General features: G+C 44.4%; 18 protein-coding genes and 1 riboswitch. Of the genes, 15 read left to right on the top strand and 3 right to left on the bottom strand.

Translation table 11 applies throughout. The features are described 5' to 3' along the window. Positions 1 to 45 precede the first annotated feature (45 nt). Positions 46 to 591: an NTPase gene (locus Q7P41_RS09305; protein ID WP_303883730.1), complete on the bottom strand. Its 546-nt coding sequence runs from the start codon at positions 589 to 591 to the stop codon at positions 46 to 48. Between the two features lie 38 nt (positions 592 to 629). Next, positions 630 to 1,805 carry a putative DNA modification/repair radical SAM protein gene (locus Q7P41_RS09300; RefSeq protein WP_303883728.1) on the bottom strand — a complete coding sequence of 392 codons (1,176 nt, stop codon included), beginning with the start codon at positions 1,803 to 1,805 and terminating at the stop codon, positions 630 to 632. A gap of 330 nt (positions 1,806 to 2,135) precedes the next feature. On the opposite strand from Q7P41_RS09300, the gene Q7P41_RS09295 reads away from it, so the two are divergent. The 3 genes from Q7P41_RS09295 to Q7P41_RS09285 are packed head-to-tail and all read left to right on the top strand — an operon-like array spanning position 2,136 to position 6,245. After that, a complete protein-coding gene (locus tag Q7P41_RS09295; RefSeq protein WP_303883726.1) occupies positions 2,136 to 4,367 on the top strand; it encodes a bifunctional alpha,alpha-trehalose-phosphate synthase (UDP-forming)/trehalose-phosphatase in 2,232 nt (743 codons plus the stop codon). Beyond that, a complete protein-coding gene (locus Q7P41_RS09290) occupies positions 4,367 to 5,005 on the top strand; it encodes a DUF5752 family protein (protein ID WP_303883724.1) in 639 nt (212 codons plus the stop codon). The genes Q7P41_RS09295 and Q7P41_RS09290 overlap by 1 nt, the downstream gene beginning before the upstream one ends. A gap of 1 nt (position 5,006) precedes the next feature. Beyond that, positions 5,007 to 6,245 carry a glycosyltransferase gene (locus Q7P41_RS09285; protein ID WP_303883723.1) on the top strand — a complete coding sequence of 413 codons (1,239 nt, stop codon included), beginning with the start codon at positions 5,007 to 5,009 and terminating at the stop codon, positions 6,243 to 6,245. A gap of 35 nt (positions 6,246 to 6,280) precedes the next feature. Here the strand turns inward: Q7P41_RS09285 and Q7P41_RS09280 are convergent, their stop codons facing one another. Next, positions 6,281 to 7,000: an NAD-dependent deacylase gene (locus Q7P41_RS09280; protein WP_303883722.1), complete on the bottom strand. Its 720-nt coding sequence runs from the start codon at positions 6,998 to 7,000 to the stop codon at positions 6,281 to 6,283. Between the two features lie 221 nt (positions 7,001 to 7,221). Between Q7P41_RS09280 and Q7P41_RS09275 the strand changes: the two genes are divergently transcribed. From Q7P41_RS09275 to Q7P41_RS09220, 12 genes are all read left to right on the top strand, one after another. Beyond that, on the top strand, positions 7,222 to 8,793 hold the full coding sequence (locus tag Q7P41_RS09275) for a hypothetical protein (RefSeq protein WP_303883720.1): 1,572 nt from the start codon (positions 7,222 to 7,224) through the stop codon (positions 8,791 to 8,793). A 223-nt stretch (positions 8,794 to 9,016) separates the two neighbouring features. Continuing rightward, positions 9,017 to 9,140, top strand: a riboswitch (molybdenum cofactor riboswitch). A gap of 21 nt (positions 9,141 to 9,161) precedes the next feature. Then, a complete protein-coding gene (locus tag Q7P41_RS09270) occupies positions 9,162 to 11,009 on the top strand; it encodes an aldehyde ferredoxin oxidoreductase family protein (RefSeq protein WP_303883719.1) in 1,848 nt (615 codons plus the stop codon). A 30-nt stretch (positions 11,010 to 11,039) separates the two neighbouring features. Then, positions 11,040 to 12,884 (top strand): gamma-glutamyltransferase family protein, encoded by a 1,845-nt coding sequence (locus tag Q7P41_RS09265; protein ID WP_303883717.1) that lies wholly within the window; start codon positions 11,040 to 11,042, stop codon positions 12,882 to 12,884. A 544-nt stretch (positions 12,885 to 13,428) separates the two neighbouring features. Continuing rightward, a complete protein-coding gene (locus tag Q7P41_RS09260) occupies positions 13,429 to 14,784 on the top strand; it encodes a YjiH family protein (RefSeq protein ID WP_303883715.1) in 1,356 nt (451 codons plus the stop codon). Positions 14,785 to 14,981: 197 nt separating this feature from the next. After that, positions 14,982 to 15,797, top strand: a complete 816-nt coding sequence (locus tag Q7P41_RS09255) for a phosphate ABC transporter substrate-binding protein (RefSeq protein WP_303883733.1) — start codon at positions 14,982 to 14,984, stop codon at positions 15,795 to 15,797. Between the two features lie 374 nt (positions 15,798 to 16,171). Next, positions 16,172 to 16,948 (top strand): phosphate ABC transporter substrate-binding protein, encoded by a 777-nt coding sequence (locus tag Q7P41_RS09250; RefSeq protein ID WP_303883731.1) that lies wholly within the window; start codon positions 16,172 to 16,174, stop codon positions 16,946 to 16,948. A 128-nt stretch (positions 16,949 to 17,076) separates the two neighbouring features. Further along, positions 17,077 to 17,958 (top strand): phosphate ABC transporter permease subunit PstC, encoded by an 882-nt coding sequence (gene pstC, locus Q7P41_RS09245; protein ID WP_303883714.1) that lies wholly within the window; start codon positions 17,077 to 17,079, stop codon positions 17,956 to 17,958. Continuing rightward, positions 17,949 to 18,812, top strand: coding sequence for a phosphate ABC transporter permease PstA (gene pstA, locus Q7P41_RS09240; RefSeq protein WP_303883712.1), 864 nt, complete (start codon positions 17,949 to 17,951; stop codon positions 18,810 to 18,812). The genes pstC and pstA overlap by 10 nt, the downstream gene beginning before the upstream one ends. 27 nt (positions 18,813 to 18,839) lie before the next feature. Beyond that, the gene (gene pstB / locus Q7P41_RS09235; RefSeq protein ID WP_303883710.1) at positions 18,840 to 19,613 is read left to right on the top strand and encodes a phosphate ABC transporter ATP-binding protein PstB; all 774 of its coding nucleotides are present in this window, start codon (positions 18,840 to 18,842) and stop codon (positions 19,611 to 19,613) included. Between the two features lie 59 nt (positions 19,614 to 19,672). Then, positions 19,673 to 20,365 carry a phosphate signaling complex protein PhoU gene (gene phoU / locus Q7P41_RS09230; protein ID WP_303883709.1) on the top strand — a complete coding sequence of 231 codons (693 nt, stop codon included), beginning with the start codon at positions 19,673 to 19,675 and terminating at the stop codon, positions 20,363 to 20,365. After that, positions 20,362 to 21,069, top strand: a complete 708-nt coding sequence (locus Q7P41_RS09225; RefSeq protein WP_303883707.1) for a response regulator transcription factor — start codon at positions 20,362 to 20,364, stop codon at positions 21,067 to 21,069. Before phoU ends, Q7P41_RS09225 begins: the two co-directional genes overlap by 4 nt. After that, positions 21,056 to 22,819 (top strand): ATP-binding protein, encoded by a 1,764-nt coding sequence (locus Q7P41_RS09220; protein WP_303883705.1) that lies wholly within the window; start codon positions 21,056 to 21,058, stop codon positions 22,817 to 22,819. Before Q7P41_RS09225 ends, Q7P41_RS09220 begins: the two co-directional genes overlap by 14 nt. The last annotated feature ends 165 nt before the right edge of the window (positions 22,820 to 22,984 follow it).

Genomic DNA, 22,984 nt, shown 5'->3' with positions numbered 1-22,984 from the left:
TCAAAGCACAGCCTTTCCATAAAAGTTTGAAAGATGTCAAAGGAGTTAATTTGCCTCTTTATTGCGGCCTTTCGCAAGTTCTTTGAGAACTGGATATAATTCCATGGCAAGTTTATCCCTATTGTCATACGTAACGGTGTAAACATGAACGTCATGCCTTGTCTTTATGGATTCGATGAAGGCGTCTCCCCTTAAAGCGATCGTGGCTATTAAAGGTGTATCGTGATCCAGTAGCTTTAAGATCAATTTTTTAAACAAGGGCGAGAAACATTCCATCTTTCCTATCTCGTCTATTACGATAAAAGCATATTTGGGGTCGAAGAAAGGAATTTCTTTTAAGAATCGTTCAAAGTTCGCTACGTCCACACCGTATTTGCTTACTCTATAGGGGCTTTTAATGTCGACGTGGGACATGATAAGTTTCGGACCGTGCAGGGCTATCGCTTCAAAACCCGTTCTCCTTCCGCTTTCCCTTATTTCTGCCGTGTAAAAGCCCACGCAGGGCAAATTGATCTGCTCGATCAGTCTAAATATCAGGGTGGTTTTTCCCACTCCGGGGCGGCCGGTGATGAGTATGTTCTTCGCGGGCATTGCGCTAATCGTTTGCCCTCCTTTATTAATATTTCCGCCTAAAATAAGACGAGCTGTTTTGAAGAAGGACGCGGAGCCTTTTTGGGCCGTTTTTGTGAAGGAGGCTCCTTTGGCAACGGTTTTCCGCCGATCGTTATGAAGTTTCTGGCCCGTTTAAGGGACGTGCCAAGCACCTTTAATCCCTGTTCGTCCAGGTAGCCTTCGCGCCTGGCTTTTATTATCTTTTTGGCCGTTTTCGGGCCGATGCCCGGCACCAGTATGAGCTTTTCGTAGGGGGCCTTCTTGATGTCAACGGGAAACAGATGCATGTTCCTCAAAGCCCAGCACATCTTGGGATCCATGTCTTGCGAGAGATCCTCAGAGCCTTCGAATATGTCTTCCGCCTTGAAGCCGTAAAACCTCATGAGCCAATCTGCCTGATATAACCTGTGTTCCCTCAAGAGTGGAGGTTGTTCTATCTGGGGCAAGATGTCGTTTGAGTTGATTGGGATATAGGCAGAGTAGTAAACTCGCTTTACCAGCTTATTCGCGTAAAGTTCGTGGGAAAGCTGAAGGATCGTTTTATCCGTTTCTGGCGTCGCCCCGATTATCAACTGCGTCGAAGCGGAGATGTGTTTTTCCAGCTCCAGTGTGTAATTTCTAGCAGATCTTAAAGCTCCAAGGATGTCATTTTTCGATTTTTCCGGAGCTAAAAGTCTTAAGCTGCCTTCCGTGGGAAGCTCGATGTTACAGCTTACCCTGTCTGCAAATCTAATAGCTTTTTTTACTAAGTCGAAAGAAGCGCCGGGGATGATCTTTAAATGGATGTATCCTTTAAAACCGTACACCTTTCTGAGGATTTGGACAGTCAAAATCATTAGTTCCATAGTGTAATCCGAATTTTTAAAGATACCTGAGCTTAAAAACAGACCTTCTATGTAGTTTTTTCTGTAGAGTTCGTAAGTCGCGTGTGCCAGTTCTTGAGGTTCAAAAGCCGCTCTTTCTATATCGTTAGAGCGCCTGTTGTAACAATACAGGCAGTCGTTGATGCAGTAATTCGTAAAAAGCACCTTTAAAAGGGGCACATACCTCCCGCTGGCACAGGGGCTGTAGAAAATAAAGTCCCTCATGTCGTTGTGCAGTGCTTTTCTTTGAATTTCTTCTTTGCCCTTTCCGCACACCCTGTCGTATTTGGCGGCCTGGGCAAGTATCGCCAACTTCCTTTCGATTTTCATGGCCCTTGAAGATCTCCTTTTACAACACCCTTTCATTTTTATCTTACTCCTTAACCTGTTTTGCGTCTAACTAAAAAATATTTTGCTTGTTGTGGCTGTTTGAAATGATCGTGGCAGCGAAGCAGTTCATGGTATTTCACGACAGGGGTCAGTTTATTGGAACGAGCAGATATTCTGACTGCTTTGCTATCGATTATAATTAAACGGGTAAATATCTATCTTTTGAGCATCATTGAAATATAGCATTACAAATTAAATAATTAAACTGCGCTTCCTTGACAAGAACGATAAGAATGTGATAGAAAGTAGCACAAAAGGAGGCGAGGTTGAGTGGCCGATGCCAGGCTGATAATTGCTTCCAACAGGTTACCCTTTACTGTGGTGGAGGATGAGGGAAAATTGGAGTTAAAGGCGAGTGCAGGAGGATTAGTGACGGGCTTGAGCGCCTATCTTGACTCGCTGCAGCACTCAGCTTTTACGGAGCTGGTCGAGTATGTATGGCTTGGATGGCCCGGGGCATCCATAAAAGACGAGCATAAAGATTACATAAGAGAAATTGCAGCCAGTAATTTCAATGCCCATCCTGTGTTCGTGCGAGAGGAGGCCATGGAGGCCTTTTATCACGGCTTCTGCAACAAAACGATATGGCCCTTGTTTCATTATTTCCCAAGTTACGTCGTCTACGAAAAGGAAAGTTGGGAATCTTATAAGGTGGTCAATGAATATTTTTGCGATGCCATCATGGAAGTGTTGCGCCCAAATGATATACTGTGGATCCATGACTACCATCTAATGCTGCTTCCCAGCATGATCAGGCGTAAGATGCCGGAAGCTTCCATCGGGTTTTTCCTTCACATTCCCTTTCCGTCTTATGAGCTCTTTCGCCTTTTGCACAAAAAATGGGCATCGGGGATATTGGAGGGGCTTTTGGGTGCAGACCTGATAGGATTCCATACTCACGACTACACTCAATATTTTTTGAGATCGGTGCTGCGCATATTGGGAATTGAAGCCAGCATGGGCAAAATGTTCGTGGGCGATAGGTTGGTTAAGGCCGACACATTTCCCATGGGCATAGATTTCTTCAGATTTCATAACGCCGTGAGCTCCAAAGAAACCGAAACAGAAAGGAAAAAGCTTGAAGATACTCTTTCGGGCCTGAAAACGATAATTTCGGTCGATAGGCTCGATTATTCAAAAGGGCTTTTAAACCGGCTCGAGGGCTTTGAACTTTTCCTAAAGGAAAACCCGCAATGGCACGAGAAGATGGTCTTACTGCTCGTCGTTGTTCCTTCCAGGATCGGCGTTGATCGGTATCAGGCCATCAAGACCAAAATTGACGAGATGGTTGGCAGCATTAACGGCAGGTTTGGAACGATCAACTGGATGCCCATCATATATAAATACGGCCACGTTCCGTTTCATCAACTGGTTGCCCTCTACAGCATGAGCGATGTCGCTTTAATTACGCCCTTGAGAGACGGAATGAACCTAGTATCAAAAGAGTACGTGGCCTCAAGGAAGGATATGCCGGGCGTGTTGATTCTAAGCGAGTTTGCAGGCGCTTCAAAGGAGCTGGGTGAAGCTATTTTGATCAACCCGAACGACAGGGAAGAGATTGCTTCTGCCATCCGGGAAGCGCTTGAAATGCCCTTAAAGGAACAAAAAAAACGAATTGGCGTCATGCAAAATAGGTTAAAAAATTACGACGTAGTCAAGTGGGCAACCAGTTTTATAGACGAATTAGAGGGCATTAAAAGTGAGCAAAAAAGGTTTCAAACCAGGATGCTTAATGCAAACGCAAAAAAAGAATTATTAGACACCTTCGAAAGGGCTAAACGGCGCATATTATTGCTCGATTACGATGGAACCTTGGTGCCTTTTGTAGGGGATCCCGCGAAGGCAGCTCCGCCAGCCGAGCTTTTAAAGCTTCTGCAAGAATTGTCTGAAATTGATGGGGTGGACATTGTGATTATAAGTGGCAGGGAAAGGGCTGTCCTTCAGTCGTGGTTAGAAGATCTTGACGCCGGCTTCGTGGCTGAGCATGGCGTTTGGATTAAAGAAAAGGGAAAGGATTGGGAGTTGCTCAGGCCTGTAAGCGCCGATTGGAAAAGAGAGCTACTTCCTCTGTTAATGCAATATGCTGATAAAGTTCCTGGTTCTTTCGTCGAAGAGAAGGAATATTCTCTAAGCTGGCATTATCGTAAGGCCGACCCCGAACACGCCGCAGATGTAGCAAGGGAGTTGACGGATATTTTGTTGCGATTTACTGCTAATACGAATGTTCAGGTAATGCAAGGCAGTAAAGTGATAGAAATTAGAAATGCTGGAATTGATAAGGGAAAAGCTGCTCTTTATTTCCTTTCGAAGGCGGATTACGATTTCGTCCTGGCCATAGGAGATGACAGGACAGACGAGGACTTTTTCCGAAGTTTGCCGCCTTCAGCTTGGACGATAAGAGTGGGAATGGTGCCTTCTAGTGCAAGATCTAATGTGATGAGTTATAAAGATGTTAGGAAGTTATTAAAGGAAATAAATAACTGCGCGAGGAGTGAAGGGTAATGGAGAAAGCATTTCGCTTTTTTTCCGAGGCTCATTGCGTCATGTTGCTTGGCATAAAATCAAGGAATCCAATTCAGCTACTTGAAGGTATTAAAAAGGTGCCCTCATCTTCGATATATTATCACACCCACAGATTTCTCCAACAGCATTATCGAGTTTCTCCCGAGCCTCCTAACGATTTTGCTTACTGGATAACTAATATTCTGGGGCTAAGAGAGCTGGGAGAAAGCATTTCAAGCGTGGATATCATTAATATAGACTCCCTGGAAGATCTCAGAAAGGAATATGTTACAAGACTTGAAAATCATATATTAAGCGGGGAATACATTAGCGATTGCATTGAGGGACATGAATTTCACTTTTTTGACTGCAAGACTTTTGTGTATCCCACGCCGTTCATCGCAAAAGACGTGGACGAGTTAAGGGAAGATCTGGAGAAGGTGCATATTAATTCACTTTGCTTTCATATTTTTGAGCCTAAATTGCGCTACCAAAGAAGAGAGAACGATTTTTCTGCCTGGCTGAGGAATATCGGAGAGGAAAAATTGGCTGATCAAATATCGAGGTTGGACCCTTACGCCTTTACTCTCGAGGGCTTGAGGCAGAAAATCATCAGAATATTGGGGAGAGATGATTGAAATGATGGCAAACATTAAAGATTATTCTTCAATAGTGGGACAAGCTGTTATCGATGAGCTATTTTTACTTGCCGATAAACTCAAGGGCAAGGTCATTCAGAATGTAAATTCCACTGCCGTAGGCGGAGGAGTAGCAGAGATTCTGTCTCGGATGATAAATCTTTTAAGACAACTCGGAGTGGATGCTCGTTGGGACGTAATTAAGGGTGACGAGAAGTTTTTTAACATTACGAAAAAGATGCACAACGCCTTGCACGGCGTTGACGTAGAGGTGTCGCTCAAAGAGCTCATGTACTTTCAGGAAGTTAACCGACAAAATGCCAAAGAAATGGATCTTTGCGGTGATATCTTGTTCATCCACGACCCTCAGCCAATTGCCCTGGTTGAACAGAAAGAGACCCTGGGCAAAAAGTGGGTGTGGAGATGTCACATTGATTTTACTACTCCCAAGGAAGAAGTTATGGCTTTTCTAAAGTTATATATCGAAAAATATGATAGCGCAGTGTTTTCAGCGCCGGCCTTTGCGAGGAAGTTGAGCATACCTCAAGTTTTGATCTCTCCCTCCATAGATCCCTTAAGCGATAAAAATAGGGAATTGCCTCAGGAAGTGATAAATTCCGTGTTGGATCGCTTCGGTATCGACAGAACTCGCCCCATAGTGACGCAAATCTCTCGTTTTGATTATTTGAAGGACCCCATAGGCGTTATCGAGGTGTATAAGAGGGTCAAAAAGCATATCGATTGCCAGCTCGTTCTTGCAGGCGGAGGCGCCACCGATGACCCGGAAGGAGCCAAAGTCCTAGAAGATGTTAAGAATGCCGCTGCAGATGATCCTGACATACATGTGCTGCTCCTTCCGCCTGCCAGCGATATCGAGATCAATGCGCTTCAAAGGGCTTCAAGCGTGATTTTACAAAAGTCGCTCAAAGAAGGATTCGGCCTCACAGTTGCGGAAGGTCTGTGGAAGGCAAAACCGGTGATCGCCTCGGCGGTTGGCGGAATCCCCCTTCAAATCGCACATAAATATTCCGGGATCCTCACCCACTCTATTGACGGAACGGTACATTATCTAAAACAACTTTTATATGAACCCGGCTATGCTCAAAGATTAGCCTTGAATGGCAAAGAACACATTAAAAACAACTTTCTCATAACAAGGCATATTCGCGATTATTTACTCCTCTTTTTGTCGTTATATCACGAAGACGATATAGTTGGTTTGAATGAAATGGGTCTTTAATGTTTGAGTTTTAAAGTGACGCGTGACGAGGGTGTTCACATTAGGTTTTGATCGATGATTTGAAGCGTCTTCGTGATGTCGTCGTGTATTACGCCGTCAGCTAAGTCGTCAAAGGGGGTAGGGGTTCTGTTTACGATGAAAAGTTTAGCGCCTCTTCGTTTGGCCATGACGGGGTATTGATTGGCAGGTGAGACTTCCAGGGATGATCCTAATACGAGAAAACAGCTGCATGTCATAGAAAGTTCATGAGCTTTTGCCAATGCCTCCTGGGGAAGGAGTTCTCCGAACAACACGACTTTTGGTCTCAGGGCACCGTTGCACTCAGGACACTCGATTTGATCTAGAAGCGTGACGCTGTCGAATGTCCTTCCGCAGAGCGAGCAAAGAACCTCTCGAAGGTTCCCGTGAAGCTCGTACACTTTCGCTGACCCTGCCTGTTGGTGCAGGCGATCTACATTTTGGGTTATGATGCCTAAAAGCAATCCCTCACGTTCCCATTTGGCAAGAATTTCATGTCCTTTGTTCGGTTTGACCCCAAGCAGCGCTTGGATTCTGTAGCGGTAAAATTCATAAAATTCCTCAGGATTGTGTCTCATCGCTTCTATCGAAGCCAATTGTCTAGGATCACGGTTTTTCCATAGCCCTTGGTCACCGCGAAAGTCGGGCAACCCCGAAGCCGTGCTCATCCCTGCGCCGGTTAAGACTACCACCTCTTTTTTACTGAGGTGATCCGCAATGCGTTCCAATACATCCATTTATACTTCACCCTTGAAGAAAATATTTGTAGACAATTTGCGAAAAATATAGCTGAAAACCAGTCATACTTTTGCTTTGTTTCACTTGGTTTACTGCAATGTACAGTATAGTATGTAAAAAGGGACTAAGCAAGCAATAGGAAAGGTTACTCTGCAACAAAAAGGACTACCCTAAGGTTTTCTCAAAGTATTTGTGAAAATAAACAGGAGGGTTGATGATTTTGTCACTTAAAATGACCTTTTACGATGGGACGAATTGCATTGGCGGCAATAAGATACTGCTGGAAGACAGCGGAGTGGGCCTTTTCATGGATTTTGGCACCAACTTTAAGGCCGAAGGAATGTACTTTGACGAATTCCTCCAGCCCCGAAGCACCTTTGGATTCATGGATCTACTGGTCTTTGGCATGCTGCCCCCGCTTATGGGCATTTATCGTTCCGACCTAGAGTATCCCGGCGTATGGGAAAGATTCTCCGGCCATCCGCTGTTCAAAGAGATAGAAGCACAGGGAGTTCTCCTTTCCCATGCCCATTTTGATCACTGCGGGTATCTTTCCTATCTCAGGGAGGACATTCCGATATTTACTAGCATCACTAGTGCAGTTGTTTGCAAGGCCCTGCAGGATACAGGTGGGGGAGCCAGATTACAGGAAATATGTTATACGGCTCCGCGGGAATTAAAGGATGACTTGCTGAAAACGACCCACTACAAGAAGGTACCGTACTGTCAGCGTCCCTATCATGTCTTCGGTAAGGATATCATACCCCCCGCTGCGCATAAATTTTGGGAACGTTGCAGTACTTCTCGGGAGTTGGACTGCCGGCAGTTAGAGGGATGCGGGGACGTTGCTGAGATAGCAAACCTTGAGGTGCGCTTCTGGCCCGTCGATCACTCCATACCTGGCGCAGGGGCTTTTGCTGTGAAAACTTCGGCGGGTTGGGTGGTATATACTGGAGATATCAGGCTCCATGGTAAACGAGGGTGTCTGAGCGAGCGCTTTATTAATGAAGCTGCCAAGCTCAAACCCAGGGCGCTCATCTGCGAGGGAACGCACCCCATGGTTGAGAGACCAGTAACGGAGGAACAAGTGGCCGCCAACTGTTTTCAGGTTGTAAAGGAGACCAACGGCCTGGTGGTGGCTGACTTCGGCCCCAGGAATGTCGAGCGGCTGCTGTCGTTTCTGGAAATAGCCAGGGAGACTGACAGATTGCTGGTTCTCACCCCAAAGGATGTATATTTGCTCGAAGCCCTGCGTGCGGCGGATGAACTCTCTGTTCCTGACCCCTACAAAGATGACAGAATAGCCCTATATGCTCGTCCCAAGGCTGTGCGCCAAAAGTGGGAGGAAGAGTTGCTTGCCATGTTTAGGGAGCGCGCCCCCGAAAGGTTGATGGATGCGGGAAGGGTTAAAGCTGAGCAGGGAAGCTTAATTCTGTGTTTCTCCTACTACGACTTCCACGCCTTGCTGGATATCGAACCAAAATGCGGGACTTACATCTACTCCTCTAGTGAGGCTTTCAATGAAGAGATGCTACTTGATCACGAAAAGGTATGTAACTGGATAAAATTCTTTGGTTTCAAACTGTACGGCGCTTTGGGCAAGGACAGAGAGAAGTCGGGGTTTCATGCCAGTGGCCACATCCACGGCCCAGGGATAGAAGAATTGGTGGAAACGCTGCAACCCGAGGTTCTTGTTCCTGTGCATACAGAAAATACTGAGTTTTTCCGTCGCTTTGATGGGCTGACCAGGGTGATTGTGCCACACCAGGGACTTTCCCTGGAGTTAGACTAACTAATGTTCTTACAATGCTTAAAATAGCCTTTACGAAAAAATGTGATTGAAGTGCTGTTCAGAGTTATAATTAATACGTAAATTAACTATAAAAACATAAGGCAAGTTTTTGTGGGTTAGGAGGTGAGTCAAAAGACTGAGAGGACGTTACCTGGAAAGCAGGCAGAAGATCCAGACTATGACTTATTGAAGGAGTTGGTGCGGTAGTCTAAGACGGTACGTTATGTACCATGTTTTCCGAGTTGTCGGCCTTCCTCGCAAGTCAAGGAGATGGCTGCCAGCCGATAGGGCATAGCGGGAAACGGTTATGCCTCCCATCTTTGGAAAGGAAAACAAATGAGTGTGCCTATCCGAGGAGGGGGAGTAAAGTGTATAACTGCTACAATGGGAAGATCTTAAATGTGAATCTTACCGAAAAGAAGTACTGGGTCGAGCAAATTCCGGATGAATGGGTTTTAAACTACATAGGCGGAGAGGGATTTGGAGCTAAATACCTTTCCTTGAACCTTCCAGAAAACGTAGATCCTTTAAGTGAAGATAACAAGCTTCTGTTTATTTGTGGTCCTCTTACCGATACCAAGGCGCCTTCTTGCGGGAGAACGGTAGTGATGTTCAAGTCGCCTTTGACTGGGACGATCGGGGCAGCCAATGCGGGCGGAGCATGGGCGCCGCAGCTTAAAAGGGCAGGTTACGATATGCTCGTGATACACGGGCGCGCCGAATCGCCAACCTACATTTTCATCAATGATGACGAAGTGACCTTTCACTGCGCGGAAAAACTCTGGGGTAAAAGCACCGGTCATACCGAGGAGGCCATAAGAAAGGAGACCGGAAATCCCAAAGCGGAGGTTGCCTGTATCGGAGCTAGCGGCGAAAGGCTTGTCCGATACGCTGCAGTTATGATGGGGAATGATCATGCTGCAGGTCGTGGAGGCGGTGGCGCCGTGATGGGGTCCAAAAACCTAAAGGCCGTTGCCGTTTACGGTTCAGCCGATCGCCTTCCTGTTCATGACCCCGGAAGGTTTGATGCCGGTGTTAAAAAAGCCATCCAAGAACTTTATGCCGAAGCTTTTGTAAGAGATGAATTAATGAAATACGGGACTCCATCTTTTTTCGATTCAATGAACGCGCTTGGCCTGGTGCCAGCATATAATTGGCAACGCACTACAACAGATTTCGACAAAGAGATCGGATATGAAGCTTATCACAGAAAGTTAGAGGTAAAACAGGACCGTTGTTACAACTGTCCCATAGGTTGCGTGCGCAGGACGAGGATTCCTGAAGGGAAGTACAAAGGACTTTCTGGTACAGGCCCGGAATATGAAACCGTTGCGGCTTTCGGGCAAAAATTGGGCAACACTGATCTTTATTCCATCACTGTTGCGAATTACATTTCTAACGACGCTGGGCTTGACGTCATATCTGCTGGCCAAGTGATCGCTACAGCGATGGAATGGTACGAAAAGGGCATAATTGACGCTACGACCACCGAAGGCTTAGAGCTTACCTGGGGAAACGGAGACGCCATAGTGGAGCTCGTGGAACGTATTGCATTGCGAAAAGGGGCATTTGCAACACTTTTGGGGGAAGGGTCTCTCCGAGCAGCGAAAGAAATTGGAGGGGATGCAGAGAAATACGTCATGCACGTGAAGGGCCTTGAAATGGCTGCTGACGGAGTCAGGGCCAGCAAGGGCGAAGCCTTGTCGCACATGATTTCGCCCCGTGGGGCGGACCATTTGAGACCCTATGGCGCAATAATCGATGCCTTCGGCTATTTGGAAGAAGAGGTGGGGGTATTTGAGCACGTTGATCCCCTTAGCGAGGAGAATAAGGCATGGGTCAAGCCTTTAGAAGAATATTTCATGGCGACCAACTTGCTGGGTGTATGTTTGTTTACGAGCATAACTCTTGCTATAAAAGCAAAGACTTGGGCAGAGCTTTTTAGCAGTGCTACGGGAATGGAATGCTCATATAAAGATCTTTTTAAGATCAGCGAACGAGTCCTTAACCTGGAACGTTTATTTAATGTGAGAGAGGGCTTCACCAGAAAAGATGATTATTTACCTGAACGATTCAGCAAAGAGCCCGCACCGGACGGTCCTGCCAAGGGGTGTGTTGTAAACCAGGATAGGTTGCTCGACCTCATTTACGAGGCCAAGGGGTGGGATTCGCAAGGGGTACCTACACGACAAAAACTTGACGAACTTGGGCTTTGAAAGAGATGTAAGGCAAAGGAGGAGAGGAAAATGAAGAGTTGGAAAATTGGGTTTGGGGTATGTTTAGTGTTGTTGTTTTGCATGTCTATTTCTACCTTTGCTTTGGCAGCATCGCCGGGGGTTCCGGTAGGAGCGCCATCACCCTATAGCGCGATGGTCTCAACGGCCCATCCCCTGTCTTCTCAAGTGGGAGCTCAAATATTGGCAAAGGGCGGCAATGCCGTGGATGCTGCTATAGCGGTTCAATTTGCCCTAAACGTAGTGGAACCTATGATGAGCGGCATTGGGGGCGGAGGTTTTATGATGATCTACCTTGCCGATGAGAATAAAGTCCTCATCATCGACTCAAGGGAAAAGGCGCCTTCCGCTGCAACGCCAGATATGTTCCTAAAAGAAGATGGCACCCCCATGGAATTTGCGGATGCCGTACGTTCCGGTAATTCCGTGGGTGTGCCGGGCACTTTGATGGGCCTTTATAAAGCGTACGAACTTTACGGCACGTTGCCTTGGGCAGATCTGATCGAACCTGCAATCGAGCTAGCTGAAAATGGTCACAAGATCAATCGTCCTTTGGCAGAAAGCATAAAAGAGGAAATGAAAAAGTTTAACGATGCAGCCAAAAAAGTGTTCGCGCCCAAGGGAGAACCTTTGCCTGAGGGGACTTTTTTACTCCAGCCTGACCTGGCGAAGACATTTAAGCTCATAAGGGATTACGGTCCGGCGGTTTTCTACGGCAAGATCCCGGACGGATCTGGTGATCTATTGGCGTTAAAGGGCCTCAAAGATACAGACGAAATTAAAGGGGCGATCAAGGCAAAATTCGATGAAAAAAAGATAGCAGAGCATGCCGGTGAAATCGGGAAAGCAGTCGTCGAAACAGTGCGGTCACGTCATGGGCGAATGACGATGGAAGATCTGGCTGGCTACGAGGTAGCTTTGCGGGAGCCCGTGCGAGGCACTTATCGCGGTTATGAGATCGTGACCATGTGCCCACCCAGCTCTGGAGGGCTTACGCTCCTGCAGATGCTCAAAATATTGGAAGGCTTCGATTTAAAGTCAATGGGTCCATACAGAGCTGATACCATGCATCTCATGATAGAGACCATGCATTTGGCCTATGCGGATCGTGGCGAATATTTGGCGGACAGTGACTTCGTGGATATCCCGTATAAAGGGTATTTAAATCCCAAATATATTGAAGAACGCCGTGCCTTGATAGACATGAAAGCTGCAAATAAAGACGTTCAACCTGGGGATCCCTGGAAGTATGAGGATCGTAAACAGGCTAAAGCCTTTCAAACTGTTTCTGCCTTGGACGAAAGGGGGGAGACAACCCATTTTACTGTGTTGGATAAATGGGGCAACATGGTATCTTACACTACTACAATAGAAGAAGCCTTCGGCAGCGGAATGATGGTGCCCGGATATGGCTTCATGCTCAACAACGAAATGACCGATTTCGATTTTACCCCAGGCGGTATCAACCAAGTAGAGCCTCACAAACGTCCTCGAAGCAGCATGACTCCGACGATAGTGTTTAAAGGTGGAAAACCAGCCTTTAGCGTAGGTTCGCCGGGCGGATCAACCATCATCGTAACGGTGCTGGAAGTGATCACAAACCTGCTGGATCACGGTATGAGCATACAAAGGGCCATCGATGCCCCGCGTTTCATGAGCTCAAAATATCCCGAGGTAAGCTGGGAGAGGGGAATACCCAAATCAGTACGAATTGAGCTAGAGGCCCGCGGGCATAAATTCAAGGAGGAGCCCACCGTTCAAGGTAGCGTTCAGAGCATCGTCATAGACCTAGAAAGTGGCAAAATTTACGGCGGAGCTGATTCCCGCCGAGAAGGTACTGTGATCGGGGTGTTGTAAGAGCAAAAGTATTCTGCCAGGTTAGTAACGTGACACTTGTACAGCATAGCTGGGAAAGGCGGAGTAGCATTTCCCAGCTATGCTAAGAATGGGCGGTATAACGTTATTTTTTACGTTATTAACGACGATCGTAGGTGCCGCATCGGTTGTAGGTTACACAGGCTGGTATTACATAAGGGGGATATCACAGCTATGGTTTACCATTGGAATAACGATCTCTTACATCGTTTATATATATTACCTTGGTCCCCGCATTCATCAATGTAGAGAATATATATCGAGACCTTGGGATACAACTTGAAAGGTGTTCAGATCCTGAGGGATCGTCCGATATTGGCAACGTGAGCCACCGCTGCCCTGCTTAAAGGTGGCTGGGTGTTGGGTCGAATTGCCCTAAGGACATTTATCGACGAGAAATTACGCAGTGAGATGTCTGTTATCCTGAAATAAAGATTAATCTTTGTTTAACCACTTGACCTGGAACGAATTATATGGATCATAGTTTGCGAGGAATTGCATTTAATATAGTTAGGGGTGCAGGTATATGAATGCGTCAAATCGAAAGTACAGTACTGCTGAAATTATGCGTTTTTTGATCCCTTCATTATTGGGAATTTTCCTTTTCTTGGTCCCCGTTCCCCAAGATGGAACTCTCAACACTGTATTAGGAATCATCATCGATTGGGCTAAAGATGCCTTTAAACCGTTTTTAACGGTTACGGCAATGATTTTAGTCGTGTTAAGTGCTATTATCACGGTGTATGCAACGCTTTTAAAGCCGAGTTCCATCATGAAAAACCAATTTTTTAAGGACCTCTTTGTGGTGGGTCCCCTTTGGTTTGTTTCTAGACTTGCGGGGGCAATATTTTTCATAATGATTTTTTACAAGATAGGACCTGAGGCTATATGGAGCATGGATACCGGAGGAACGCCTGCATTGGTGCTGGCTCCTTCTTTGTTGGTGATTTTTAGCGTTTTGGCTGCTGCGGTTTCGCTTTTAACGGACTTCGGATTAATGGAATACGTCGGAACTTTGGCTCGGCCACTGATGCAGCCTCTGTTTAAGCTTCCCGGAAGGTCAGCCATTGATTGTTTAGCGTCGTGGCTTGGAAGTAACTCCGTAGGGGTCGTAATTACCACAAGATTACATGACGCAGGGTATTATAGCGATCGTGAAGCGTCTATTATCGCTACATCTTTTTCCGTCATAAGTGTTGCCTATATTTATGTGATGGCCGATTTCGTTGGTTTGCCCCACATGTATTTTCAAATTCTTATTGCCATTTACATCGTGTCTCTAATCCTTGCCATATTGGCACCACGCATATGGCCCCTTAAAAACATACCTGATACGTACTCGGGGAGGTCAGGACAACAAATACCTGAAAGGGAAATTCCTGCGGGGTATTCATTGAGCGAATGGGCTTTGGCCTCCGCCGTTGAGAGGGCTAAAAAGGAAGGTATCAATACAATAATCAAAACTTGCTATCAAACCTTTTCTTTTCTTGTCGTTAGCACCATGCCGCTTGTCGTGTCTTGGGGTACCATTGTGCTCATCATTGCAACTTATACTCCCGTATTTCAGTGGATTTCTTTGCCCTTTGAGTGGTTGTTGGAGTTGGTCAGAATTCCCGAAGCTTTCAAAGTGGCGCCTGCCTTTGTGCTTGCCTTTGCCGATCAATTTTTGGCTGCAGTTATTGGAGCGACCTGTACCACTGTTGCTGGCAAATTTATGTGTGCCTGCATATCTGCAACCGGAATAATTTATATGACCGAGATCGGAGTTTTGATATTAAATTCCTCTATACCTTTAAATTTTTGGGAACTCACGGCCATATATTTTATAAGGGCTGTGCTTTCAGTGTTTTTATTAGCCCCCTTTGTGTGGTTGTTCTGTTGATATTGTTATTTTCTTTTTCTGCTCAAATTGCACATAAAAAGGCAGAGATTTCGTCTCTGCCTTTTTTGTTGCCAAACCCCTCATTAATATAGGTTTAAGTCAATGTCACGATTTTGTTACGTCATAGCGATAAATGCGTTACTTCCTTTTGTTATCATTCATCTGAAAGTTAAAAATAAAAATTGGAGGGGTAAATGATGAAAAAATTGGTGATGTCGTTACTTGCAGCAATTTTGATACTTGGTGTGTTTGGTAACGGAGCTTTGGCAGCAAGCCTTACCTTAAAGGGATCTACCACGGTGTTGCCCATAGCTCAGGCAGCTATGGAAAAATACAAAGCGCTTTACCCCGATACAGAATTTTCTATCTCTGGGGAAGGAAGCGGAAATGGAATCAAGGCGTTAATAGACGGAACGTGTGAGATAGCCAATTCCTCCAGGTTCATTAAATTGGAGGAAGTAAAATTAGCTTTCGAAAAGGGCGCTTATCCTGTGCCCTTTGGGGTGGCAATAGATGCAATAGTTCCCGTAGTTCATCCCGATAATTCAGCGAACAACCTCACGTTGCAGCAACTGAGGGATATTTATAACGGCAAAATAACTAACTGGAAAGAAGTTGGGGGGTCCGACAAACCGATCGCCGTGCTGACGCGGGATACCAGCTCTGGCACATACGAAGTTTGGGAAGAAAAGGTCATGAAGGGTGACAAAGTAACACCTAAAGCACAGGTCATGGCCTCAAATGGTGCAATCGTACAGGTAGTTGCGACAAATCAATCGGCCATCGGTTACATCGGGATAGGGTATCTAAACGAGAGCCTAAAGGGCTTAAATGTTGAAAACATAGAGGCAAGTGTAGAGACGGCCCGTACCGGAGAGTACCCGATTTCAAGATATCTTTTCATGTTTACGCGAGGATGGCCGACGGGAGAGACGATGAGGTTCATCAATTTCGTCTTAAGCGATGAGGGGCAGAAAATCGTGGCAGATACAGGGTTTGTCCCGATTCGGTAGTTAAAGACAAGAGGTCGGGAATTTACCTAAGCCGTTATCATATAGCTTCATAGTTAAACTACAGTTCGGGTAAATTCCCGACAGTTAAATTCTCTAATTTCTCAAACCAAAAGCTCTAATGGAATTTGGTACAGCCAAAACTGCAACGCCGACATCAGAAAAACAATCTATCTAATAATTTTAAACTTCACACAGCAGGAATATATTCATACTTTTTCAAACCTGGAAGGGTTACATAACCGTTACATAACTGTAAAAAATACGCTACATAGTTATGCTAAAATTTATGCGGAAATCCATGAAGCCATCTTAAGCAAGATGGGAGGAATGGCCTGGTGAAAAAATCGATAACTTTACTTACAACGGTAATTCTAATGCTAAGCCTGTTGAACAATATCGCTGAAGCTTCAAGTCTTATAATAAAAGGTTCGACTACAGTGCTACCAATAGCGCAGGCGGTCATAGAAAGTTACGTAGCTCTTTATCCCGATATTAAATGTTCGCTCTCAGGTGAAGGAAGCGGAAACGGAATCAAAGCTCTAATAGACGGGACATGCGATATAGCCAATTCATCCAGGTTTATAGAAGTGGAAGAAGCTGAAATGGCCTTTAAAAAAGGCGCCTACCCCGTCCCATTTGGAGTGGCAATAGATGCAATAATCCCTATCGTTCACCCTGAAAATCCGGTCGATAATTTAACTTTAGAACAATTAAGGGATATATACATCGGGAAAATAACGAACTGGAAAGAAGTTGGTGGTCCGGACAAAGGAATAGCCGTAATAACGAGGGACACCAGTTCAGGTACATTTGAAATTTGGGATGAAAAGGTCATGAAAGGCGCCAAAGTAACTCCCAGAGCACAAATTATGGCCTCGAGTGGAGCAATCGTCCAAGCAGTCTCTCAAAATAGGTTAGCGATTAGCTACATAGGAATCGGGTATATGAATAAATATGTGAAAGGCCTGAAAGTGGAAGACGTTGAAGCAACTCCCGAGACCGTTCGTACAGGCGAATTTCCCATATCCCGATATTTGTTCATGTTCACCAGAGGGTGGCCTCAGGGTGAAACGTTGCGTTTTATCAACTTTATCTTGAGCGACGAAGGCCAAAAGATTGTTGAAAGAACCGGATTTGTTACGATTCGATAAAAAACAATGTAAATCATTGAAAAACCAATTTAATCTCGTTTAAATCCATATCACAGTCATCAATTGTCTTTCCGAGGAAAAAGCTATAAAAATTTTTTTATCCAGTTTAATCAAGGAGGACCGTGAGGTTGAAAGATCTTAAGGCGACAGATTTCATAGCTAAAATAACCATTAGCACAATAGCCATGATCGGTATATTTATTCTCATCTTTATATTATTTTTTCTTGCGAAAGAGGGCATACCCATATTAAAATCTACTACACTAAAGGACTTATTGTTCGGTCTTTATTGGTATCCAACCTATTCGCCTCCCGAGTTTGGCATGCTGCCCTTAATAGCAGGTTCTTTGGCGGTAACTCTTTTGTCTTCCCTCATTGCCCTTCCGATCAGCATCTTGGTGTCCTTATTTTTATCAGAGGTATGCCCTAAAACATTGAGAAACATATTAAAACCAACCCTTGAAATCTTAGGATTTCTACCCTCTGTAGTTCTTGGTTTTTTAGGAATGGTCATCATAGCTCCATGGCTTCAAAACTCTTTTGATTTGCTGACGGGGCTCAATTTGTTCAACGCATCCATTCTGTTAGGCCTTCTTATAATTCCTATCACCGGCTCGCTCGCTGATGATGCAATTTCCTCTGTTCCCACAGATATTAGAGCGGCTGCCTTTGCCCTTGGGGCTACCAGGGAAGAAACAATCTCAAAAGTTGTCTTGCCGGCTGCACTCCCGGGAATTCTTCAAGCATGTTTACTAGGGATGATGAGGGGAGTTGGCGAAACAATGGTCGTTTTAATGGCGGCTGGCGGCGCTGCCATTATTCCTGAGAGCCTCTTTGATCCAGTAAGGCCTCTAACTTCTACCATAGCAGCTGAGATGGGCGAAACACCCGTTGGTTCCCCCCATTATCATGCTCTATTTTTTGCCGGTTTACTTCTTTTATTAATGACGTTAATCCTTAACTTAACAGCTATTTGGATCGAAAAACGCTGGAGGTGGCAATGGCGTTGAATGCTAGAAAGTTCAAGGATAGGTTATTAACATACGTTTTATGGAGCTCAATGATTTTGGTCATTATAGTTTTATTAAGCATTTTGGTTTTTATAGTGACCCAAGGGATTGGTGCTATATCAATAGAATTTTTAACGCAGCCACCCCGCAATTCCATGACTGAGGGAGGGATTTTGACTCCACTCATAGGTACGTTGCAGCTTATTATCGTGTCCATGATGTTCTCCCTTCCTGTTGGCGTGTGTACTGCAATTTATTTGGTTGAGTATGCAAAGGAAGACATCTATACTACAACTCTTAGATTGGCCATAAGGAGCTTAGCCGGTATCCCATCGGTAGTTTACGGCTTATTTGGCCTATCATTTTTTTGCATATTATTGAGATTTAAACCATCCCTTTTGTCGGCAGGATTAACCTTGGGTTGTTTGGCTCTCCCGCTTATAGTCGGGGCAGCAGAGACAGCCTTGCAAGCCGTACCACAAAGCCTAAGGGATGCAGCTTACGCTCTCGGAGCTACTAAATGGCAAACCATCAGCAAGGTAGTTATACCCGCAGCTTTGCCATCAGTGCTTACCGGGGCAATTTTATCCGTGGGAAGAGTAGCCGGCGAAACGGCGCCCATCATGTTTACCGGCGCAGCCTTTTTCACTCCGGGAATTGCCAAAAGCTTATTCGATGAAGTAATGGCACTGCCGTTCCATGTATACGTCTTGGCAACTGCTGGCACCTTTATCGATAAAACACGCCCCTTACAATACGGAGCTATTTTAGTCTTAATGGCCCTAGTCCTCGGGATTACCTTAATTGGTGTAATAATGCGTGCAAAACTAAGTCGTAGAGACTATCTGATGTAACAATGTAACGAAGGAAGGGCAGGAAAAATGGTTATTGATTCTATGAATAACGTAAAAATTAAAGTGGAAAACTTAAGTCTATATTATGGCGATAGTCCGGCATTAAAAAACATAAATATGCATATATACAACCAAAGTGTCACTGCACTCATAGGGCCTTCTGGTTGTGGAAAGAGCAGTTTTTTAAGATGTCTCAATCGAATGAACGATTTCATACCAAATACTAGAGTTGAAGGAAACGTTTATTTAGACGGCCTAAATATTTATTCTTCTAATGTCGAATTGATTGAGCTAAGGAAAAAAGTAGGGATGGTATTTCAACGCCCCAACCCCTTTCCCATGTCAATTTACGATAACGTGGCCTTTGGACCCAGGCTTCACGGCATTAAAGACAGGGAGAAATTGGACGAAATTGTTGAAAGCAGTCTAAGGTCAGCGGCTTTGTGGGATGAGGTAAAAGGCATTTTGACGAGATCAGCTTTATCTTTATCGGGAGGTCAACAACAACGTCTATGCGTGGCAAGGGCAATAGCAGTAAAACCCGAAGTACTTTTGATGGATGAACCAACTTCTGCTCTTGATCCTCTGGCAACTGCGCGTATTGAGCAATTAATACGAAACTTAAAAAAATATTTCACAATCGTTATTGTGACACACAATATGCAACAAGCTGCTAGAATATCGGATGTAACAGCTTTCTTCCTGATGGGCGAATTAATCGAAGTGGAACCTACCGAAAAGATATTTACTGCACCGGAGGATCAACGTACAGCAGATTATATTACAGGACGTTTCGGATAAATTATCAAATTCTCCTCTAATCTTCAATAACAGAAAATACGAAGGAGTTGACGGGAGAGATGGAGCTAGATGCGAGAGAACACATTGACATCGAATTAAGAAATTTAGAAGAAAAATTATTAAAACTTGGTAGATTAGCCGTGGATGCCTTATCGCGTTCAGTGGTTGCTCTAAAAGAGCAAGATGTATTGAAAGCAAGAGAAGTTATCGAGGGTGATGCCATACTCGATGAGCTCGCAGAAGATATTGACATGAGTTGTTTAAAGTTTATGGCTAGATTTCAACCTTTAGGACAAGACTTAAGAATTGTTTCGGCAATCATGCACATGGCGGTTGATTTAGAACGCATCGGCGATTACGGGACAAGTATAGCAAAACGTGCCATTAAACTTTCAGACCGTCCACACATTAAACCTCTTTTAGATATCCCACGCATGGAAGCTGACATAAGAAAAATGGTCAACCTAGCATTGGAAGCGTTAATGGAAAAAGATATAAAGAAGGCAGAAGAGGTTTGTCGCCTTGACGATGAGGTCGATGATCTGGATCGGCAAATTTTTCACGAACTTCTATTAATAATGATGGAAAGGCCACGTGTTATAGAGCAGGCAACGGAGCTTCTGTTAATTTCCCGTACCTTAGAAAGGGCTGGCGATCACGCCACAAATTTAGCCGAAAGGGTTATATACTTGGTTACCGGAAAGAAAGTGAGCGCCTCTCAAATCAGGAGGCCAAAGGAGGATAAGGATTGAAAGGAGAGCGAATTCTCGTCGTTGAAGATGAAGAAGATATAGCGTCTCTTATCAGTCGCTATTTAATAACGAAGGGATTTGATGTTACCATAGCACAAGATGGGGATAAAGCACTGGAATTGTGCTACGAACTGTTGCCTAAGCTGGTCGTCTTAGACTTAATGTTGCCATCGATGGACGGCTGGGAAGTTTGTCGTAGATTAAAAAAAGATCCTCTTACCAGGGATATACCTATAATAATTCTTACAGCCAGACGAGATGAAAGAGACGTAATTGAAGGTTTTGAGCTGGGTGCAGATGACTACGTGAAAAAGCCCTTCTCCCTCGCTGAATTACACGCCAGAATCAGATCGGTTTTAAGAAGAGTTACACCTCAATCCAATGGGATAATAAATCATGGACGATTTAAGCTAAATGCGGATGCAAATGAATTGCAATATGACCATGTAACGATCGATTTAACACCTATTGAAACCAGGATCATGAAGGTTTTATTGAAGAATGCACCAAAAATTACATCAAGAGAGGAATTGCTGGTAAAAGTATGGGGAACGTTGTTGGGAGAGTCTCGTGCCATTGATGCCCACATTTGCAGATTGAGGACAAAGTTCAAAGAAGCAGGGATTGATCCTAATCTAATTAGGACCATTCGATATCGAGGCTACAAAATAGCCGATAGCTGTGTGAGCGATGAGAAGCATTAAGATCCAGATCATCTTTTTCACATGCATCTTGGTGTTGCTGTCTCTTGGGTTGTCATGGTACATTGCATTGAAAACTTGTGAACGTTCGTTGGTGGAGTATTCTATTGCTGAGCTATCAAACGTAGCAGATGAGATATCAATATCGATACAACCAATGAATCGCCAGGGAGCCGTCCAATTTTTAACTATCAACAAAGGTTTAACGAACGCAAGAATATTATTGTACGATGCCAATGGAAAAAATTTATGGGATAGCCAACCCGAAGAAGCAAAAATAGAATACCTTTATGTAAGGCCTGAGTTTCAAAGGGCGCTCAAGGAGCCTTACAACGTGAGTTGCACGTATAATAAAACGTTGCGACTACATACTGTTAATGTTTTTAAAAAGATCGATTTGATAGATGGCAACGTTATAGTAATGCTATCAAAACCATTAGTTCAAGTTTCAAGGATCAGTCAAAAGTTAAACACGTACTTTTTCCTAGCCTTATTATCGTTATTTGCGTTTGCAATTTTACTAGGTCATTTAATAGTTCGAAGGATTTTACACCCTCTCAGTGAACTTAGTTCGGTGGCAGCAAATTTAGCTTCGGGGCACGCTGCAAAATTCTCACTTGTCGGTCCCCCAGAAGTTTCAAATTTAGCTGCTTCTTTAAAGGAAATGTCCGAAAATCTGCAACAAACCCTAGCACTCCTCAGCCAACAAAAAGATAATCTAAAACAATTACTGGATTCCCTGCCTGCAGGTGTGGTTCTTGCCGACAACCACGGAAAAATACGTTATCTCAACGAAAGTACCATAAGTTTGTTGGCCATGCACGAAGGAAGCTACGTTGGGAAACCCTTTGTCGGAGTTATTGGAATACCCAAGTTAATAGAACTTTATGATCGCCTGAAAGAAGCCCCCGAATCGGAGACATATTTCGATATTTCTAAGCCGGAAAAGAAATACTTATGTTGTAAGGGCAAAAGCATTGGGAGCGGATTTTTATTTTTAATAACAGATGTCACAGAACAAAGGCAACTAGAAATCGCCATGAGAAATTTTATTGCCGAGGCAAGTCATGAGTTCCAGACTCCTATGACGGTCATAAAGGCAGCGGCTGAAATAATGCTAGATAGCCCGGATCTTTCCAAAGAGGAACGAGAGGAATTACTTAAAAAGATTATAGAACAGCAGGACCGTGTATCCAATCTGGTCGATAATTTGCTCTACCTTGCAAGGCTGGAAGGGCAATCGATAGAAACGATGGCTCAGAATAGACACAAAATAAGGCTTGATCAACTAATAGAAGATCTAGTAAATGAATACAAAAGCTACCCCCAAGGACGAAACATAAAATGGAACGTAAATATACAGCTGAAGGATGCCTTTACCATGGGATCACCGGAGGAGTTAAAGAGGGCTATAGGAAACGTGATTGACAACGCAATAAAATATACTCGCAGAAAATATGGAGAAAAAGAGGGAGGCATAATATCTGTTTCATTATCGGACGGAGGTCGTTGGTGGCGTATATCTGTTTCCGACAATGGAGTTGGCATATCTCCCGATATCGTATTAAATATTTTTGATAGGTTTAAGAGAAGCTCTACAGATAAGATCCGACGAAAAGGAGAAATGACCGGTTTTGGGCTCGGATTAGCCATTGCGAAAAACATCATTGAAGCTCATAATGGTTTGATTGAAGTGACATCAGCAAGGGAACCGACTACATTTACGATTAACCTACCGAAGATGAAAGAGTAATGATGTTTTTAATGGATCTTTTCAAGCCTTGGCGTAAAAGAGGAATACTTGGAAAAGTTGGCCGATATGGCCGCTAAAAATATTTCCACGAAGAGCAACCCTCCCATGAAATGATTAAAGAGGATTATTTAACCCTCTTTAGGAGAGCGTTGGCGGATTAAATTA

The organism is Acetomicrobium mobile (assembly GCF_937920065.1).
This window is presented reverse-complemented; position numbering and strand designations above follow the sequence as displayed.

What these genes read in the sequence shown, in the direction of transcription:
- pstB (WP_303883710.1), top strand. Translation starts at nt 18,840, where the DNA reads ATGGTTATTGATTCTATGAATAACGTAAAAATTAAAGTGGAAAACTTA.
- Q7P41_RS09260 (WP_303883715.1), top strand. Translation starts at nt 13,429, where the DNA reads ATGAATGCGTCAAATCGAAAGTACAGTACTGCTGAAATTATGCGTTTT.
- Q7P41_RS09255 (WP_303883733.1), top strand. Translation starts at nt 14,982, where the DNA reads ATGAAAAAATTGGTGATGTCGTTACTTGCAGCAATTTTGATACTTGGT.
- Q7P41_RS09300 (WP_303883728.1), bottom strand. Translation starts at nt 1,805, where the DNA reads ATGAAAATCGAAAGGAAGTTGGCGATACTTGCCCAGGCCGCCAAATAC.
- Q7P41_RS09265 (WP_303883717.1), top strand. Translation starts at nt 11,040, where the DNA reads ATGAAGAGTTGGAAAATTGGGTTTGGGGTATGTTTAGTGTTGTTGTTT.
- phoU (WP_303883709.1), top strand. Translation starts at nt 19,673, where the DNA reads ATGGAGCTAGATGCGAGAGAACACATTGACATCGAATTAAGAAATTTA.
- pstA (WP_303883712.1), top strand. Translation starts at nt 17,949, where the DNA reads ATGGCGTTGAATGCTAGAAAGTTCAAGGATAGGTTATTAACATACGTT.
- Q7P41_RS09305 (WP_303883730.1), bottom strand. Translation starts at nt 591, where the DNA reads ATGCCCGCGAAGAACATACTCATCACCGGCCGCCCCGGAGTGGGAAAA.
- Q7P41_RS09280 (WP_303883722.1), bottom strand. Translation starts at nt 7,000, where the DNA reads ATGGATGTATTGGAACGCATTGCGGATCACCTCAGTAAAAAAGAGGTG.
- Q7P41_RS09290 (WP_303883724.1), top strand. Translation starts at nt 4,367, where the DNA reads ATGGAGAAAGCATTTCGCTTTTTTTCCGAGGCTCATTGCGTCATGTTG.
- Q7P41_RS09285 (WP_303883723.1), top strand. Translation starts at nt 5,007, where the DNA reads ATGATGGCAAACATTAAAGATTATTCTTCAATAGTGGGACAAGCTGTT.
- Q7P41_RS09220 (WP_303883705.1), top strand. Translation starts at nt 21,056, where the DNA reads ATGAGAAGCATTAAGATCCAGATCATCTTTTTCACATGCATCTTGGTG.
- Q7P41_RS09250 (WP_303883731.1), top strand. Translation starts at nt 16,172, where the DNA reads ATGCTAAGCCTGTTGAACAATATCGCTGAAGCTTCAAGTCTTATAATA.